The organism is Microbacterium sp. AC132 (genome assembly GCF_979258525.1).
In genome coordinates, this window is sequence record NZ_OZ409862.1 from 1,892,802 (window position 1) to 1,909,075 (window position 16,274).

At 68.3% G+C, this 16,274-nt stretch carries 17 protein-coding genes and 1 pseudogene; 12 read left to right on the top strand and 6 right to left on the bottom strand.

Features of this window, described 5'->3' with window-relative positions; genetic code table 11:
- Positions 1-39: 39 nt before the first annotated feature.
- Both ACZZZQ_RS09005 and ACZZZQ_RS09010 read right to left on the bottom strand, forming a co-directional pair.
- Positions 40-1,482, bottom strand: a complete 1,443-nt coding sequence (locus tag ACZZZQ_RS09005) for an MFS transporter (RefSeq protein WP_187250629.1) — start codon at positions 1,480-1,482, stop codon at positions 40-42.
- A gap of 53 nt (positions 1,483-1,535) precedes the next feature.
- Complete coding sequence (locus ACZZZQ_RS09010; protein ID WP_463507380.1) at positions 1,536-2,999, bottom strand: peptide MFS transporter; 1,464 nt, start codon at positions 2,997-2,999, stop codon at positions 1,536-1,538.
- 91 nt (positions 3,000-3,090) lie between these two features.
- Between ACZZZQ_RS09010 and ACZZZQ_RS09015 the strand changes: the two genes are divergently transcribed.
- Together ACZZZQ_RS09015 and ACZZZQ_RS09020 are read left to right on the top strand one after the other, a co-directional pair.
- Positions 3,091-3,780, top strand: coding sequence for a GNAT family N-acetyltransferase (locus ACZZZQ_RS09015; protein WP_053098006.1), 690 nt, complete (start codon positions 3,091-3,093; stop codon positions 3,778-3,780).
- 105 nt (positions 3,781-3,885) lie between these two features.
- The gene (locus ACZZZQ_RS09020; RefSeq protein ID WP_053098005.1) at positions 3,886-5,271 is read left to right on the top strand and encodes a glycine--tRNA ligase; all 1,386 of its coding nucleotides are present in this window, start codon (positions 3,886-3,888) and stop codon (positions 5,269-5,271) included.
- Positions 5,272-5,328: 57 nt separating this feature from the next.
- Here ACZZZQ_RS09020 and ACZZZQ_RS09025 read toward each other — a convergent pair whose 3' ends face one another.
- From ACZZZQ_RS09025 to ACZZZQ_RS09040, 4 genes are all read right to left on the bottom strand, one after another.
- On the bottom strand, positions 5,329-5,754 hold the full coding sequence (locus ACZZZQ_RS09025; RefSeq protein ID WP_372984079.1) for a DUF1801 domain-containing protein: 426 nt from the start codon (positions 5,752-5,754) through the stop codon (positions 5,329-5,331).
- Positions 5,751-6,323 (bottom strand): HhH-GPD-type base excision DNA repair protein, encoded by a 573-nt coding sequence (locus ACZZZQ_RS09030; protein WP_056280445.1) that lies wholly within the window; start codon positions 6,321-6,323, stop codon positions 5,751-5,753. The genes ACZZZQ_RS09025 and ACZZZQ_RS09030 overlap by 4 nt, the downstream gene beginning before the upstream one ends.
- Positions 6,324-6,360: 37 nt before the next feature.
- On the bottom strand, positions 6,361-6,837 hold the full coding sequence (locus ACZZZQ_RS09035) for a hypothetical protein (protein ID WP_463507381.1): 477 nt from the start codon (positions 6,835-6,837) through the stop codon (positions 6,361-6,363).
- A gap of 144 nt (positions 6,838-6,981) precedes the next feature.
- Positions 6,982-8,289 carry a glutamyl-tRNA reductase gene (locus ACZZZQ_RS09040; RefSeq protein ID WP_230101054.1) on the bottom strand — a complete coding sequence of 436 codons (1,308 nt, stop codon included), beginning with the start codon at positions 8,287-8,289 and terminating at the stop codon, positions 6,982-6,984.
- Between the two features lie 61 nt (positions 8,290-8,350).
- Between ACZZZQ_RS09040 and hemE the strand changes: the two genes are divergently transcribed.
- The 10 genes and pseudogenes from hemE to hemB all read left to right on the top strand — a co-directional run bounded on the left by hemE (position 8,351) and on the right by hemB (position 16,184).
- The gene (gene hemE, locus ACZZZQ_RS09045) at positions 8,351-9,373 is read left to right on the top strand and encodes a uroporphyrinogen decarboxylase (RefSeq protein WP_463507382.1); all 1,023 of its coding nucleotides are present in this window, start codon (positions 8,351-8,353) and stop codon (positions 9,371-9,373) included.
- A gap of 66 nt (positions 9,374-9,439) precedes the next feature.
- Positions 9,440-9,778 (top strand): metalloregulator ArsR/SmtB family transcription factor, encoded by a 339-nt coding sequence (locus tag ACZZZQ_RS09050; RefSeq protein ID WP_053097999.1) that lies wholly within the window; start codon positions 9,440-9,442, stop codon positions 9,776-9,778.
- Between the two features lie 58 nt (positions 9,779-9,836).
- On the top strand, positions 9,837-11,399 hold the full coding sequence (locus ACZZZQ_RS09055; protein WP_463507383.1) for a protoporphyrinogen/coproporphyrinogen oxidase: 1,563 nt from the start codon (positions 9,837-9,839) through the stop codon (positions 11,397-11,399).
- A gap of 153 nt (positions 11,400-11,552) precedes the next feature.
- The gene (locus tag ACZZZQ_RS09060) at positions 11,553-11,975 is read left to right on the top strand and encodes a hypothetical protein (RefSeq protein ID WP_072592007.1); all 423 of its coding nucleotides are present in this window, start codon (positions 11,553-11,555) and stop codon (positions 11,973-11,975) included.
- A 1-nt stretch (position 11,976) separates the two neighbouring features.
- Complete coding sequence (locus ACZZZQ_RS09065; RefSeq protein ID WP_053097996.1) at positions 11,977-12,384, top strand: phage holin family protein; 408 nt, start codon at positions 11,977-11,979, stop codon at positions 12,382-12,384.
- Positions 12,371-12,652 (top strand): hypothetical protein, encoded by a 282-nt coding sequence (locus ACZZZQ_RS09070; protein ID WP_072592006.1) that lies wholly within the window; start codon positions 12,371-12,373, stop codon positions 12,650-12,652. The genes ACZZZQ_RS09065 and ACZZZQ_RS09070 overlap by 14 nt, the downstream gene beginning before the upstream one ends.
- A 69-nt stretch (positions 12,653-12,721) precedes the next feature.
- Positions 12,722-13,399, top strand: coding sequence for a hydrogen peroxide-dependent heme synthase (gene hemQ / locus ACZZZQ_RS09075; protein WP_053097994.1), 678 nt, complete (start codon positions 12,722-12,724; stop codon positions 13,397-13,399).
- A 7-nt stretch (positions 13,400-13,406) separates the two neighbouring features.
- Positions 13,407-14,422, top strand: a pseudogene (gene hemC / locus ACZZZQ_RS09080) (hydroxymethylbilane synthase).
- Positions 14,419-15,210, top strand: a complete 792-nt coding sequence (locus ACZZZQ_RS09085) for a uroporphyrinogen-III synthase (RefSeq protein WP_053097992.1) — start codon at positions 14,419-14,421, stop codon at positions 15,208-15,210. The pseudogene hemC and the gene ACZZZQ_RS09085 overlap by 4 nt, the downstream one beginning before the upstream one ends.
- Positions 15,207-16,184 (top strand): porphobilinogen synthase, encoded by a 978-nt coding sequence (hemB, locus tag ACZZZQ_RS09090; protein WP_053097991.1) that lies wholly within the window; start codon positions 15,207-15,209, stop codon positions 16,182-16,184. Before ACZZZQ_RS09085 ends, hemB begins: the two co-directional genes overlap by 4 nt.
- The last annotated feature ends 90 nt before the right edge of the window (positions 16,185-16,274 follow it).

Sequence of the window (16,274 nt, forward strand, 5' to 3'; positions counted from 1 at the left end):
TGGACTGCGGGCGCCGGCGTGCGCGGTGTGCGTGCGCGGTCAGCCCGGCAGCGAGGGGTGCTGCTCGGACGAGCGCTGGCGGGGGATGAACAGCGACAGGACGAGAGCGACGATTCCGGCGGCGATCGCGAGCCAGAAGCACACGTCGAACGCCGCCCTCGTCGGCACGGATACCCCGCCGACGTCGATGCTCATCGCGGCCAGCACGCCGCCCATCACGGCAGAGGCGCTCGACGTGCCGACCGAGCGGAAGAGGGCGTTGAGTCCGTTCGAGGCGCCGGTCTCGTTCGCGGGCACCGACCGCATGATGATCATCGGCATGGCGGCGAACGTGAAGCCGATGCCGACGCCGATCAGCAGGTTGCCCACCAGGATGTGCCACACCTCGCTCGACCACAGGAGCACGAACACGTACGCGAGCACGATGGCTCCCGCGCCCACGGTGAACAGCGGACGAGGTCCGACGGTGCGCTCGAGCCATCCCGACAGGGGTGAGATCACCATCATCACGAGGCCGGCGGGCATGATGATCAGCGACGCCGAGACCATGTCGAGCCCGAAGCCCGCACCCGAGGCCGCGGGGCCCTCGAGCAGCTGCGGGAACGTCACGTTCGACGCGAACAGCGCGAAGCCCATCCCGATCGCGGCGATGTTGGTGAAGAGCACGGCGGGGCGCGCGGCGACCCGCAGATCGAGGAGCGGATCGTTCGTCCGCAGCTGATACCAGCCCCAGACGAGCAGAACGCCCACGCCGCCGATGATGCAGGTGAGGGTCAGCGGTGCCGTCCAGCCCCACTCGGCACCGCGAGACACGAACAGCAGGATGCCGGTGAGTCCGATCGCGAGTCCGATGGCGCCGAGCACATCGAGGCGTCCGGGGAACCGCAGCACATCCTCGGGGATCACGAGCAGCACCAGTGCGAGACCCACGACGCCGAGAGCCGCGGCGAGCCAGAACAGCCAGTGCCAGTCCGCGTTCACGGCCAGCAGCGCGGCGACCGGCATCCCGATCGCGCCTCCGACGCCCATGGTCGCGCTCATCAGGGCGACGGCCGTGCCCAGGCGTTCGGGAGGCAGCACGTCGCGCATGATCGCGATGCCGAGCGGCACCACACCCGTCACCGCGCCTTGGAGCGCTCGACCGATGATGACTCCGATGATCGAGCCCGACAGTGCGGCGATCAGGGAGCCGAGGATGAGCAGCCCGAGCAGCACGATCACCACTCGGCGCTTGCCGTACATGTCGCCGAGCCGGCCCGAGATCGGAGTGGCGACGGCGGCGACGAGCAGCGTGATCGTGACGACCCAGGTGGTGTCCTCGCGAGACGCGTTCAGCAGGCGCGGCAGCTCGGCCTGCAGGGGCACGACGAGCGTGAACATGAACGACGAGCAGAGGCCCGCGAAGGCCAGGACGGCGACGATGGCCCACTTGGGTGGTGTTCGGGAGAGTCTTCTGCGCGCGCGATCTTCGTTCTCTCCCATCGCTTCAGGCTATCGGCGTCTGCGACACCGGAGGCGCGAGACCGATGCGATCGTCAGCTCACGCCCTTCATCAGTCGCAGCACCGGCTTGACGGCGAACAGCAGACCGAGGCCGACCACGATCGCTATCGCGCCGAGGATCGAGAAGTACGGCACCTCGTTCTTCGGGTCGTAGAACTGCACGAGCCAGCCCGAGATCGCGGTGCCGAGTGCGATCGACAGGAAGAACAGCGCCACCATCTGGGTGTGGAACACCTTCGGCGCGAGCTTCGTCGTGACCGACAGCCCGACGGGAGAGATGAGCAGCTCGGCCACGGTGAACACGAAAAGGATGCCGACGATCGCGAGCAGGGGCGTGGAGTTGGCGCCGCCGCCTGCGAACGGCAGGAACAGCAGGAACGCCGCACCCATGATGATCGCTCCCAGTGCGAACTTCACCGGGGTGGAGGGCTGGCGCGGGCCGAGGCGCGTCCAGATCGCCGCGAAGACGCCGGAGAGGATGATGATGAACACGGGGTTGATCGACTGGACCCACGAGACGGGCATCTCGAATCCGAAGATGTTGCGGTCGAGGCGCTCATCGGAATAGACCGTGAGCACGGTGAACTGCTGCTGGTACAGCGACCAGAACGCGACGCTCGTGATGAAGAGCGGCAGGAATCCCCACACGCGGGAGCGCTCGGTGCCGTCGATCCGCCGACTGCTGAGGATGACGGCGAAGTACGCGACCGTCGCGATGATGGTTCCGATGATGACGATGTCCGCCAGGTTGTCGGCCTGGATCACGCCGATGAGCACCAGCACCGCGATGAGCGCGACGGCTGCGACCGCGACGATCGCGACCAGCGGATAGCGCGACCGGGGGAGCGGGTTCGGCACGCGGCGCGCCTCGTCCGGCAGCGCCTTGCGGCCGAAGGAGTACTGCACCAACCCCAGCGTCATCCCGATCGCGGCGAGGCCGAAGCCATAGTGGAATCCGAGCGACGACTGCAGGATGCCGGTGAGGATCGGACCCAGGAAGGCCCCGAGGTTGATGCCGAGGTAGAACAGCGAGAATCCGGCATCCCGGCGGGTGTCATCGGCGCTGTAGAGGGTTCCGACGACCGACGTGGCGTTCGCCTTGAGGCCACCGGATCCGAGGGCGACGAGCACGAGCCCGACGCCGACTCCGATGAACCCGGGAAGCAGGGCCAGGGCGACGTGCCCGCCGACGATCACGATCGCACTGATGAACAGCACTCGCTCCGACCCCAGCATCCGGTCGGCGATCCACGCGCCGAGGATGGTCGAGAGGTAGACCGACCCGCCATAGGCGCCGACGATGCCGCCGGCGACGGCCTGCGAGAGTCCGAGGCCGCCCTCGGTGACCGAGAAGTACAGGTAGATCAGCAGGATTCCCTGCATGCCGTAGAAGCTGAAGCGCTCCCACATCTCGACTCCGAAGATGTGGACGAGCGCCCAGGGCTGCCCGAAGAACCTGGTGTCGGACCTCTCGGCGGTCGTATCGCTGGTTGACATCCCTCCACGGTACGCCCGCTCGCGGCATGGTTCCCAGACCGTTCGCGTCGCTCGATTCCGAAAACGGCGACCGGAGGGGCAGACTGGGGGCGTGCGAACCATCCGTGATCTGGACACCGTTGAACTCATCATCGACGCGCAGGGCCTGCTCGACTCCATCCGGGGCCCCGAGCGCGTGATCGACGCCGGCACGCTGCGCGCCCTGCAGCAATCCGGCAACTACGTCGTCGGCCTCTTCGACGCCGAGAGCGGCGAAGAGCGGATGGTGGGCGCGTCGATCGCGTTCTTCGGCGCACCCGGACGCCGGGCGATGCACTCGCACATCACGGCACTGCTGCCCGACTACCGCGGACGCGGGTGGGGGCGCGAGCTCAAGGAGCACCAGCGCCAGTGGGCGTTCTCGCGCGATGTCGGCCGCATCACCTGGACGTTCGATCCGCTCGTCGCCCGCAACGCGCACTTCTTCCTCACCGTTCTCGGCGCACGTGTCACCGGATACTCCGTCAACCGCTACGGCATCTTCGGCGGCGGGGATGCCGGAGACGAGAGCGACCGACTCGACGTCGAGTGGGCTCTCGCCGACATCGCCAAGCCACCGGCATCCGACGCGATCGTCGAGACGCTCGAGATCCCCTCGGACATCGAGACCATGCGCATCGAGGATCCGGAGGCGGCGCACGAGTGGCGCACGCGGCTGCGCGCGCAGATGGAGGGGCTGCTGGGCAGCGGCCTCGCTCTCTCGGGGTTCGATGTCGAGAAGGGCTACCTCTTCACGGCCTGAGCGCCGCACACCTGGCCTCGCCGGGGTCCTGACGCGAAGCGGTCGCGGATAAGATTGAGGTGCCCGTGATCACGGGCTTTCCCACCGCCGACCATTGGAGCCACCGTGGCCGAACAGTCCCGTCTAGACAAGGTCATCGCCCTTGCCCGCCACCGCGGGTTCGTCTTCCAGGCGGGTGAGATCTACGGCGGTTCGCGGTCCGCGTGGGATTACGGGCCCCTCGGCACCGAGCTCAAGGAGAACATCCGCCGCCAGTGGTGGCAGACGTTCGTGCGCGGCCGCGGCGATATGGTCGGCCTCGACTCGAGCATCATCCTGCCCAAGCGCGTGTGGGAGGCGTCCGGTCACGTCGCGACCTTCACCGATCCGCTGGTCGAGTGCCTCAGCTGCCACAAGCGCTTCCGTGCCGACAACCTGATCGAGGACTTCGAGGCGCGCAAGGGCCGCAAGGCGGAGAACGGCCTCGCCGATGTGCCGTGCCCGAACTGCGGCACGAAGGGACAGTACACCGAGCCCAAGTCGTTCTCGGGTCTCGTCAAGACCTACCTGGGAGTCGTCGACGACGAGTCCGGGCTGCACTTCCTGCGCCCCGAGACGGCTCAGGGCATCTTCGTGAACTTCTCGAACGTGCTCACCGCCAGCCGCAAGAAGCCGCCGTTCGGCATCGGCCAGGTCGGCAAGGCGTTCCGCAACGAGATCACGCCCGGAAACTTCATCTTCCGCACCCGTGAGTTCGAGCAGATGGAGATCGAGTTCTTCACGCCGCCCGCAGAAGCTCAGGAGTGGTTCGACCACTGGGTCGAGGCGTGCTGGAACTGGTTCATCGATCTGGGCATCGACCCCGAGAACATGCGCCAGTTCGACGTTCCCGAAGATGACCGCGCGCACTATTCGGCCGGCACCATCGACGTCGAGTACCGCTTCGGTTTCACGGGCAAGGAGTGGGGTGAGCTCATGGGCGTCGCGAACCGCACCGATTACGACCTGTCGAGCCACAGCGAAGCCTCGGGCCAGAGCCTGACCTACTTCGACCAGGCCACCGGCGACCGTTACACGCCCTACGTGATCGAGCCCTCGTTCGGCCTCACTCGCGCCATGATGGCGTTCCTCGTGGACGCGTATCGCGAAGAAGAGGTGCCGAACGCCAAGGGCGGCACCGATGTGCGCACCGTGCTCAAGCTCGACCCGCGTCTCGCCCCTGTCAAAGCCGCCGTACTGCCGCTGAGCCGCAACGAGCGCCTGTCGCCGCTGGCGCGCGAGGTCGCTGACACGCTGCGCAGCTCGTGGGCCGTCGACTTCGACGACGCGGGCGCGATCGGCCGTCGCTACCGCCGTCAGGACGAGATCGGCACACCGTTCTGCGTCACGATCGACTTCGACTCGCTCGACGACCGTGCGGTCACCGTGCGCGACCGCGACACGATGGCTCAGGAGCGCGTCTCGATCGACGATCTGCACGAGTACCTGGCCGAGCGTCTCAAGGGCGCCTGACGCGCGGACCACCAGAACGAGAGGCCCGCTGTCCGAGAGGACGGCGGGCCTCTCGCGTCAGCCGGTGACGGTCAGCTGCACCTGATCGGTGCCGCCCGCCTCTACCCAGGCGAGCGAGCGCTCGAGGATGCCGCGGAGCACGTCGAGGTCGATCTGTTCCAGGTCCTTGATGTAGAGGCATCCGACGCCGGTGCTGTGCGGGCCGAGGTTCTCGAGCGCGCCCGAGTGCGCATCGACGCCGTCGAACAGATAGATGGTGGTCGCAGCTTTACGCGGGGCGAAGCCGAGCAGGCCGCTGTCGCCCTCGGTGCCGGTCGGGTACCGGTAGTGGCAGCTTCCGAATCCGATGATCGTGCCCCAGGTCTGAGGGTCGCGGCCCGTGATCTCCTGCATGAGCGCGGTCAGCGTCTCGGCATCCCGGCGGCGGACCGCCGGAGTGGAGCGGGCGATGAGACCTGCGACGTCATCGCCCGTGGGTTTCATGCGTTCGCCTTCGCCGCAGCTTTCATGGCCTTCTTGTGCTCTCGTACTCTGGTGAGCGATTCGGGCGAGACGATGTCGGCGACGCTGCGGTACGAACCCTCGGTGCCGTAGTCGCCGGCGGCTTCCCGCCATCCCGCGCCGGTGAAGCCGTACTGCTTGCCGAGCAGAGCAAGGAAGATCTTCGCCTTCTGTTCGCCGAAGCCGGGAAGGGCCTTGAGCCGCTTCAGGACCTCGGTGCCCGACGGATCACCGTCGGTCCAGATCGCCGAGGCGTCTCCGTCCCACTGATCGACGATCTCTTGGCACAGGGTCTGCACGCGTGCCGCCATCGAACCCGGGAACCGGTGCACGGCGGGCGTCGTCTTGAACGCCTCGAGGAACTCGTCCGGGTCCATGGCCGCGATCGTGGTGGCGTCGGACGCGCCTGTGCGCTGCTCGATCTTCAGGGGACCGGCGAAGGCCGTCTCCATCGGAACCTGCTGATCGAGCAGCATCCCGACCAGCAGGGCCAGCGGATTGTCGGTGAGCAGCGCGTCTGCGGCGGTGTCTCCGGTGATGTGAAGGGCCATGCATCCAGTCTGGCACCGACTCGCTCCGATGCCGGAGTCATATGCGCTGGAGCTTGGGAAGGGGGCCCTCGAGACGCGCGACCGAAATTCGGACATCGGCGATATCGGCCTTGAGCTCTGTCTTGACGTCGTAGATGTCCTGCTTGAGTTCCGACCGGAGCTCGGCGATGTCGGCCTTGAGTTCGGTGCGGAGTTCGGCGATGTCGCCCTTGAGTTCGGTGCGGAGTTCGGCGATGTCGCCTTTGAGTTCGGTGCGGAGTTCGGCGATGTCGGTCTTGAGTTCGGTGCGGAGTTCGGCGATGTCGGTCTTGAGTTCGGTGCGGAGCTCCGCGATGTCGCCTTCGACCCTCGCGAACCGTTCATCGACCCTGTCGAATCGCTCGTCGATCCTGTCGAACCGGACTTCGAGCCCTTTGGCCTGCTTTGCAAGCATCCGAGAGACGCCGCCGAGCACGGTGGCAGTGACGCCGAAGAGGGCGATGATGATGCCGATCAGGTTCGGATCCACGAGCATTCCCCCAGTCTGCGCCGCGTGATCGACGCTGTCAGGGGTTCGACGATATGAAGCATCGAAGTGGCCGCCAGGGCGACCGCCGTGCTTCTCCCGAGTGCTGTGGAAAGACCACCACAGAGGGCTCCTGTGCAGAAGGAGCGCGGCTCAGGCGGTCGCGGCGCCGTCGGTATCGGATGACAGCGCGGACTCGACCGGCTCGATGCCGTACAGCGTCGAGAGCGCAGTTGCGAAATCGTCCGCGCGGCCGGCGGCGGCCAGTTCGTGGGCGCGGGTGGTCGGCACGTGCAGCAGCACGCCGGTCAGGTGGCGAAGCGCCTGCTCGACCCTGCCGTCGTCATCGCCGCGTGCGCGAGCGCGGCCGATCTCGGCCTCGAGCAGCGCGAACATATGCGACCGCAGGGCGACGACCGACGGCGTGACGCTCTGTCGGCTGCCGACGACGTGGAACGTGTCAGCTGCTTCGCGCACCACGGTGCGTGCGGCATCCGTCGCCTGCAGCTCTTCGAGCGGTGCGTGCAGGCTGATGGTCTCGAGGTCGAGCAGCGCGACGCCTTCGAGCGCTGCGACGGCGGGGTCGACGTTGCGCGGCATGCCCAGGTCGACGACCATCTGGCTGTGCGACGCGACGGGGCATCCCTCGGGTGCGATGCCGGTCGGCGCCTGCAGGTGCTCAGGTGTCAGCACGGGAGCGGTCGCCGTCGTGCAGGTGATCAGCAGGCTCGAGCGCGAGGCAACGCGCGCGTAGTCCTCTGCGGCGACCGGGCGGATGCCGTGCTTTGCGGCGAACTTCTCGGCTCGGCCCGAGGGTGAGTACACCGAGATGTTGACGGCTCCCCGTTCGCGCAGTGTCGCGAGGGTGACGGCTGCGTAGGCACCGGTGCCGACGAGCAGCACGCGCTCCGTCGACCAGTCGGCGATGCGGCTGTCAGCGAGTTCGAGGGCGAGGCGCACGAGCGAGCGGCCGGCCCGGCCGAGGGCTGTGACGTTCTTGACCTTGCGCTGCGCCTGGCTCGCGCGCTGGAAAAGCCGCTCGAGCTCGGGCGAGGTGGTGCCCTCCTTGCGCGCGGACTTGAGGGCGCGACGCACCTGACCGGCGATCTCGCCTTCGCCGGAGACGACGGATTCGAGTCCCGATGCGACGGAGAAGAGGTGCTCCGCCACTCGACGACCGGAGTGCACCTCGTAGGCGCCGTCGAGTTCGGACGCGCGGATGCCGGTCGATGCTTCGACAGCCTCGAGCACCGCCTCGACACCGATCGCACCCGCCGCCGTGACGGGCTCGTCCATCTCGACGTAGGCCTCGAAGCGGTTGCAGGTAGCAAGAACGACCGCACCCTGCACGCAGGACGCCATGTCCACGACCGTGGAGGCGACGTCATCGGGGGTGCGGCTCAGGCGTTCGAGCAATTCGAAGGAGGCGGTCTTGTGACTCGCCGTGACAACCAGCAGCACATGACGATTCTACCTGAGGCTTCATGCAGGTCGGCCCGGCGGCGGATGGGAGGATGGTCGCATGGTCCTCTCCGACGCTCCGCTGCTGCGCGCCCTCACCGGCCCCCGCCCCGAACATGCTCCCGTGTGGTTCATGCGCCAGGCCGGCAGGTCGCTGCCCGAGTACCGCGAGCTGCGCGTCGGCACGCGCATGCTGGACGCCTGCCTGACTCCCGATCTCGCGGCCGAGATCACGCTGCAGCCCGTGCGTCGTCACGGCGTGGACGCCGCCGTGTTCTTCAGTGACATCGTCATCCCGCTGCGTCTCGCCGGGGTGGACGTCGAGATCGAGCCCGGACGCGGCCCCGTGTTCGCCGACCCCGTGCGGTCTGCCGCCGATGTCGATCGCATCACAGCGATCGACCCGCTGTCGCTCGACGGCACCGCGATCGCCGAGGCCGTCGGCATCGTCACGGCCGAGCTCGGCGACACCCCCCTGATCGGATTCGCGGGTGCTCCCTTCACTCTCGCCGCGTACCTCGTCGAAGGCGGCCCGTCGAAGGAGCACCTGCGGGCGCGGGCCATGATGCACGCCGATCCGGAGTCGTGGAACCGCCTCGCGGGCTGGCTCGCGCAGGTCTCACGCCGGTTCCTCGAGATCCAGCGGGATGCCGGAGCATCCGTCGTGCAGTTGTTCGACTCCTGGGCCGGGTCGCTGAGCACCGCCGACTATCGCGCGTACGTGGCACCGCATTCGCGTGTCGCCCTCGATGCCATCGGCGTGCCGAGCATCCACTTCGGCGTGGGCACCGGGCCCTTCCTCGCCGACATGCGCCTGGACGGCATCGCCGACGGCGTCGGTGTCGACTGGCGGATGCCGCTCGACGAGGCCGCCGCGATCCTCGGCCCCGACGTCTCGGTGCAGGGCAACATCGATCCGGCACTGCTGTCCGCTCCGTGGCCGGTGCTCGAGGCGCATGTGCGCGACGTCGTCGAGCGCGGGAGTGCCGCCAGGGGACACATCGTCAACCTCGGGCACGGCGTGCCGCCCGAGGCGGACCCCGATCAGCTCACCCGTATCGTCGAGCTGGTCCATTCGATCTGAGTCTCAGAGCGCTTCGCGGCCGAGCTTCATGAGGATGCAATATAGCGTCAGTGCTAGATTGCACCCATGACAGATAGCGCGTCGGACGTCTTCGCGGCTCTGGCGCACCCGACGAGGCGCCAGATCCTGCAGGATCTGAAAGAGGGCGAGCTCGCAGCGGGTGAGATAGCCTCGCGGTTCTCGTCGAGCGGGCCGACGATCTCGCGGCACCTCGGCGTTCTCCGTCAGGCCGGTCTCGTGAGCGAGCGTCGTGATGCCAACCGCATCCTGTACTCCCTCGTCGGCGAGCGGCTGGCCCTCTCCGTTGGTGACTTCCTGTCGACCGTGTGCCCCGAGCAGATCGTGCTCCGTGAGGTGCGCAAGCGCGGCACCGGGCGGGAATCCGCGGTGCAGACCGAGGCGTGACGGGTTTGTCCGGCCGAATGCTGGACGCCGTTCCCCCGGCGGATGGAAGGATTGACGCATGACGTCGAAGCCAGCGAACAGTGAGACGCCCCGCGCCGAACCGGCCGACGTCGCCGCGAGGGCGGCGGAGAGGCACATCGTCGTCATCGGCGGGGGCATCGGCGGCCTGATCGCTGCCCGGGAGTGCGTCAAGGTCGGCATGCGCGTCACCCTGCTCGAGGCGACGGATGCCATCGGCGGCGCCATCCGTCGCGCTGAGCTCGACGGAGTGGTGGTGGATGCCGGCGCGGAGAGCTACGCGACGAGGGGCGGCCGTGTGCGCGCTCTGATCGAGGAGCTCGGCCTCGCCGACCGCATCGTCGCGCCCGCGGCAGGGAGCGCCTGGCTCGCCGGCATCCCCGGCATCGGCGCGGCACCGCTGCCCGTCGGCGGGATTCTCGGAATCCCCGGCAATCCGTTCCAGGAGGACGTCCGCCGCATCATCGGGTGGTCGGGCGCATGGCGTGCGTACCTGGATCGCGTTCGCCCGCCGCTGACGATCGGCCACAGTCAGAGCCTCGGCAGACTGGTGTCGTCGCGCATGGGAGCCAGGGTGCGCGATCGTCTCGTCGCCCCGGTCACGACCGGTGTGTACTCAGCCTCGCCTGACGACGTCGACGTCGACATCGCGGCCCCCGGACTCAACGCCGCCCTCACCCGCGTCGGATCGCTCTCGGGGGCGGTGCAGACGATGCGGCAGGAGAGCGCGGACAGAGCTGCGAAGGCGCGCGGAGCCGCGAGTCGCGAAGGTGCCGCGCTCGCGCCCGGCGCGGCCGTGGAAGGGCTCGACGGCGGTATGACGGTGCTGATCGAGGCGCTGGTCGCGGATATCGAGAAGCTCGGTGGCGTCGTGCACACCGGCGCGCGGGTGACGCAGCTGACGCGCACCGCCGAGGCGTGGATGGTGAAGGCTCACGCCGACGTCGCTCCCGTGGCAGACGCCGTTCTCGGCGACGCTCACACGGAGGAGATCGAGTTCGCCGCAGATGGCGTGGTGGTCGCGACCTCCGAGGCCGCCGCGAGGCGACTTCTCGAGAAGAGCGTGCCCGCACTGGCGGAGACCGCGCCGGCGGATGCTCCGGAGATCGAGATCGTCACACTGCTGCTGGAGCCGTCGGCGCTGGCGGGTGCTCCACGGGGCACCGGCGTGCTGACCGTCCCCGGCAGCCACACAGCGAAGGCGCTCACCCACTCCAGTGCGAAGTGGGACTGGGTGCGCGCCGCGGCCGGCCCCAGGCACGTCGTGCGGGTCTCGTTCGGAGCCCAGGGCGAACCCGCCGCCACCACCGCGCTCGACGACGACGCCGCGGCTCGACTGGCGCTGAGCGAAGCATCGGCTCTCCTCGGCGTGCCGCTCGCGGCGGGCGACCTCGTGGCGTCTCACCGCGCGAGGTACGTGCAGTCGCAGCCTGCATCGATCATCGGCTCCGGTGCGCGCCGAGAGGCCGCGAGGTCGGCTGTGCAGGGCGTGCACGGGCTCGCCGCCGTCGGCGCGTGGCTGGCCGGCACGGGTCTCGCCCAGGTGATCCCCGACGCGCGCGAAGAGGCGGACCGGCTTCGTCGGGCGCTGCTCTGGGACTGACGCCGTCGCACGAACCCGAAAGTCGCTCCGCTGTCAACCCTCTGCGTGACAGATGCCGAAATCGGCATACGGGGCTACGCTGGACACCTGCAGGCGGCTCCGAGTCGTCGGTTCGCCCCAGGCGTTCACACCGGAACAACGTGAGGAGACCCCATGAAGGGGAAGATCGGACTCGTCGTAGGAATCGGCGTGGGATACGTGCTCGGAACCCGCGCGGGCCGCGAGAGGTATGAGCAGATCAAGACTCAGTGGCTGAAGGTCTGGAACCTCGACCCGGTGCAGGAGCAGGTCGACAAGGTCAAGGGCTACGTCGGCGACAAGGCGGCGGCAGTGCCCGGTGCGATCTGGACCGGCGTGCAGAAGGTCGTCAAGTCGGCCGGCGGTGGCGACAAGACCGCTGGGCAGCGACTCGACTCCGCCGTGGCTGCGGGGCGCAAGGCCGCTGACGACATCGTCGACGCCACCGAGGACGCCGTCGAAGAGGTCAAGGACGCCGCGAAGAAGGACGACGCGAAGAAGCCCGCGGCCAAGAAGCCGGCAACGCCCGGCTCCACCGCCGCGAAGTCTGGCAGCTGACATGCCCCGCGGATACCGCGATCGCGCCGAGGACAGCCTGCTGTCCCTGATCGGCGATCTTCCCGAGCTCATCAGCAGCCTCGTCAAAGCCGAGATCAACGCGGCCAAGACCTGGATCTCGAAGACGGCGAAGGACGCGGGGATCGGCTCCGTCTGGTTCCTCGTCGCTCTCTTCTTCCTGTTCTGGGCCGTGCCGGTGATCCTGGTGTTCGCGATCGCCGGGCTGTCGTCGTGGTGGCCGGTCTGGCTGTCCGCCCTGGCGGTGCTCGGCATCCTGATCCTCGCCGTGCTGCTGTTCGCGCTGCTCGGCATCCTGAAGTTCCGCAAGGTGCTCGCTCGTAAGAACCCCGCGCAAGCGGTGGGCGAAGACATCAGACTCGTGAAGGAAGCCGGTAATGACGAACTCTGAGATCACGAGGCCGCTGCCCAAGACGGCGGTTCCGGCGGGCATCGTCGACCCGGTCCAGTCGGCTCGGGCGGAGCTGAAGGCCGCTCTCGCGGCGATCGAGGTCAAGGGCAACTTCCCCCGGCGCATCGACACGGCCTCCAAGCGCGCCGCGGCGAAGGCGCGGGTCTTCGCCGACCGCAACCCGGCTGCCGCGATCGCGGGAGCCGTGGGCGTCGCGGTGATCGTCGGCGGTGCCGTCTGGGCGATCGCCCGCGCGCTCTCACGCTGACCGCAGGCCGAAATCCTCGCATCCTGACTCGCGTTCGCGAGTGCTTCACAAAGGGGGCAGACTGGATCCATGTCCGATGCGCGCGAAGAGAACCCGTCCGGCTTCACCCTCTGGGCAGTCTGGCGACGAAACCCCGATGTGGCGGTCACCGAGTCCGACTCCACGGAGCTCGAGACGATCGTCTCGTACATCGAGGACTCCGGCGTCACGGTCCGTGGCTTCTACGACGTCTCGGGCCTGAAGGCGGACGCCGATCTGCTCGTGTGGCTGCACGGCGACACTGCCGAAGACCTGCAGAAGGCTCTCCGCCGGCTCCGCCGCACCGAGTTGCTGCGCACCCTGCTGCCGGTCTGGAACGTCATGGGCGTGCACCGCGATGCCGAGTTCAACCGAGCTCACGTCCCGGGATTCCTTCGTGGCGTGGAGCCGAAGGACTGGCTGTGCCTGTACCCGTTCGTCCGCACGCCGGAGTGGTATCTTGCGCCCGAAGAGGAGCGCCGGAAGATGCTCGCCGATCACGGACGCAAGGGAGCGGCGTTCACCGGGGTCATCGCGAACACGGTCGCCGCATTCGCCCTGGGCGACTACGAGTGGATCCTTCCGCTCGAAGCCGACGAGGTCACCGAGCTGGTCGATCTCATGCGCGACCTGCGCTACACCGACGCGCGCCTGTACGTGAAGGAGGAGGTCCCGTTCTACACGGGTCGACGCCTCCGGTTCGACGAGATCGCGGACGTGCTGCAGTAGGTCGACGATGAACACTCAGAGTCAGACCCCCTCCCCGATCCGATTGGGCACCCGCCGCAGCGCGCTCGCTCAGGCGCAGTCGGGGCACGTCGCCGCCGCGCTCGAGAAGATCTCGGGGCGCCCCGTCGAGCTCGTACCGATCACCAGCGAGGGCGACACGAATCGTGCGTCGCTGTCGGAGATCGGCGGTCAGGGCATCTTCGCCACGCGTCTGCGAGAGGCACTGCTCGCCGGCGAGTGCGACTTCCTCGTGCATTCGCTCAAAGACCTTCCCACCGCGATCCCCGACGGTCTCGTCATCGCAGCGACCCCGGTGCGTGAGGACGCGCGCGACGTCGCGATCACTCGCGGCGGCACACCGCTGCACCAGCTCCGTTCCGGCAGCAAGGTCGGCACGGGATCCCCCGGCGCATCGCGCAGGTGCACCGGAGGGCTCCGCACGCGGAGGTCGTGGACATCCGGGGCAACGTCGATTCTCGTCTGCAGCGGGTCGCCTCCGGCGAGTTGGATGCGGTGATCCTGGCTGCGGCCGGTCTGTCGCGCCTCGGCACGGACTCCCCGCTGCGCCGCGAAGAGCTGGGCCTCTCCGAATGGCCGACAGCGCCGGGGCAGGGATCGCTCGCCGTGGAGACGCGCACGGATGCCCCCGCAGAGCTGCTCGCCGCGCTCGCCGAGCTCGACGACTTCGACACGCGTCTGGCGGTGACCGTGGAGCGTGCCGTTCTCGAGGGGCTGGATGCCGGATGCCAGGCGCCGATGGCCGCACATGCGGTCGTCGAGGGCGACGAGATCCGCATCAGGACAGTCGTCTACGCCACCGACGGTGGGCGCCGTATCGGCCTCGACGTCACCGAAGCCGTGAACGGGGAGTATATTCGTCGGAACGGCAGCGGCAATGGAGCGGATGCTGCCGGTGGTGCAGACCCGATGCACGCAGCACGCGAGATCGGGTTGTCTGTCGCCCATCGGCTGCTCGAGCAAGGGGCGGCCGACCTCGTCTCCCGAGAGCATTCCTCATCATGACCAATTCGAAGCAGGACCGACCGCTGGACGGCTGGCGCATCCTCGTACCCCGCGGAGGGCCGTGGGGCGACGGTGTCGCCGCCAGTCTGCGCTCCCGTGGCGCGGTGCCCGTCGTGGCACCGCTGATCAATTTCGCCGCCACCACCGACCAGGCAGCCCTCGACGTCGCTCTCACCCGGCTCGCGGATGGAGAGTACGACTGGCTGACGGTGACGAGTGCGACGACCGTCGACGTGATGTTCGCGCACCGCGCGATCGTCCCGCGCCGCACGAAGATCGCGGCCGTCGGCGAGACGACCGCCGCCGCCCTGCAGGCGGTCGGCTACGAAGTCGCGATGGTGCCGGACGAAGACAATTCGGCAGCGGGCATGGCCGAGCAGCTCATCGCCCTCGAGACCGAGCCTCGTCGCATCCTGGCGCTGCGCAGCGAGATCGCGAAGCCCGTGCTCAGCGTCCTCCTACAGGAGGCCGGTCACGATGTCGACAGCGTTGTGGCATATCGCACGGTCGGCGTCCCTGTCACGGAGCGCATCAAGCGTGATGTCGAGAACGGACGGATCAACGCGATCCTGATCACGAGCGGTTCAGTCGCCGAGCAGGTGCGCGAGCAGTTCCCGCTGATCCCGGACGACACGCTGCTGGCAGCGATCGGTCCGCGCACCGCGAAGGATGCCGATCGGGCAGGTCTGCCGATCACCGTCGTCGCCGACCGTCAGACTGTGGACGCGCTGATCGACGCGGTGTCGAGCTACACCCTCCCGCACGCGGCGGACGAGTTGGCACCGTGAGCTTCCCCGACGTACGACTGCGCCGCCTCCGCCAGTCTGCTGCAGTCCGTGGACTGGTGCGCGAGACCTCGATCGAGCCTCGTCAGCTGGTGCTTCCACTGTTCGTCCGCGAGGGACTCACCGAGGCCGCGCCCATCGGATCGATGCCGGGAGTCGCGCAGCATTCGCTCGACTCTCTGCGAGCCGCCGCGACCGAGGCGGCCGAGGCGGGTGTGGGCGGTGTGATGCTGTTCGGCGTGCCCGCCGTGCGCGACGCTCAGGGCTCGGGTGCCGACGACCCGCAGGGCATCCTCAACGTCGCGACCGAGGCGCTGGCCGCCGAGGTGGGCGATGCACTCGTGGTGCAGACGGATCTCTGCCTCGACGAGTTCACCGATCACGGTCACTGCGGCGTTCTCGCAGCTGACGGGTCGGTCGACAACGATGCGACCCTCGAGCGGTACGCCTCCATGGCGCTTTCGCAGGCCCGCGCCGGCTCGCAGCTGCTCGGTCTGTCGGGGATGATGGACGGCCAGGTCGCGGTCATCCGCGAGGCGCTCGACTCGGACGGCTATACCGACGTGCTGCTGCTCGCGTATGCCGCCAAGTACGCGAGCGCGTTCTACGGCCCGTTCCGTGAAGCCGTCGACTCGCAGCTCACGGGCGACCGTCGTACCTATCAGCTCGACCCGGGCAATCGTCGCGAGGGTGTGCGCGAGGCCGTCGTCGACGAGGAGGAAGGCGCCGACATCGTCATGGTGAAGCCGGCGATGGCGTTCCTCGATGTGCTGCGAGAGGTGCGCGACACCGTCCACATTCCTGTGTGGGCATATCAGGTCTCCGGCGAGTACGCGATGATCGAGGCGGCCGCTGCGAACGGCTGGATCGATCGTCGTGCATCGGTCCTCGAGTCGCTGCTCTCGATCCGCCGTGCGGGTGCTGACGTCGTCCTGACCTACTGGGCGACCGAGGCCGCCCGCTGGCTGCGCGGCTGAGTCGCGCACGCCTTCGCTGAGAGCCCCGTCGATCTGAGTCCCGCCCTCAGGTCGGCGCATTAGCCTGGATGGGATGCCGGGAGAGGTCCG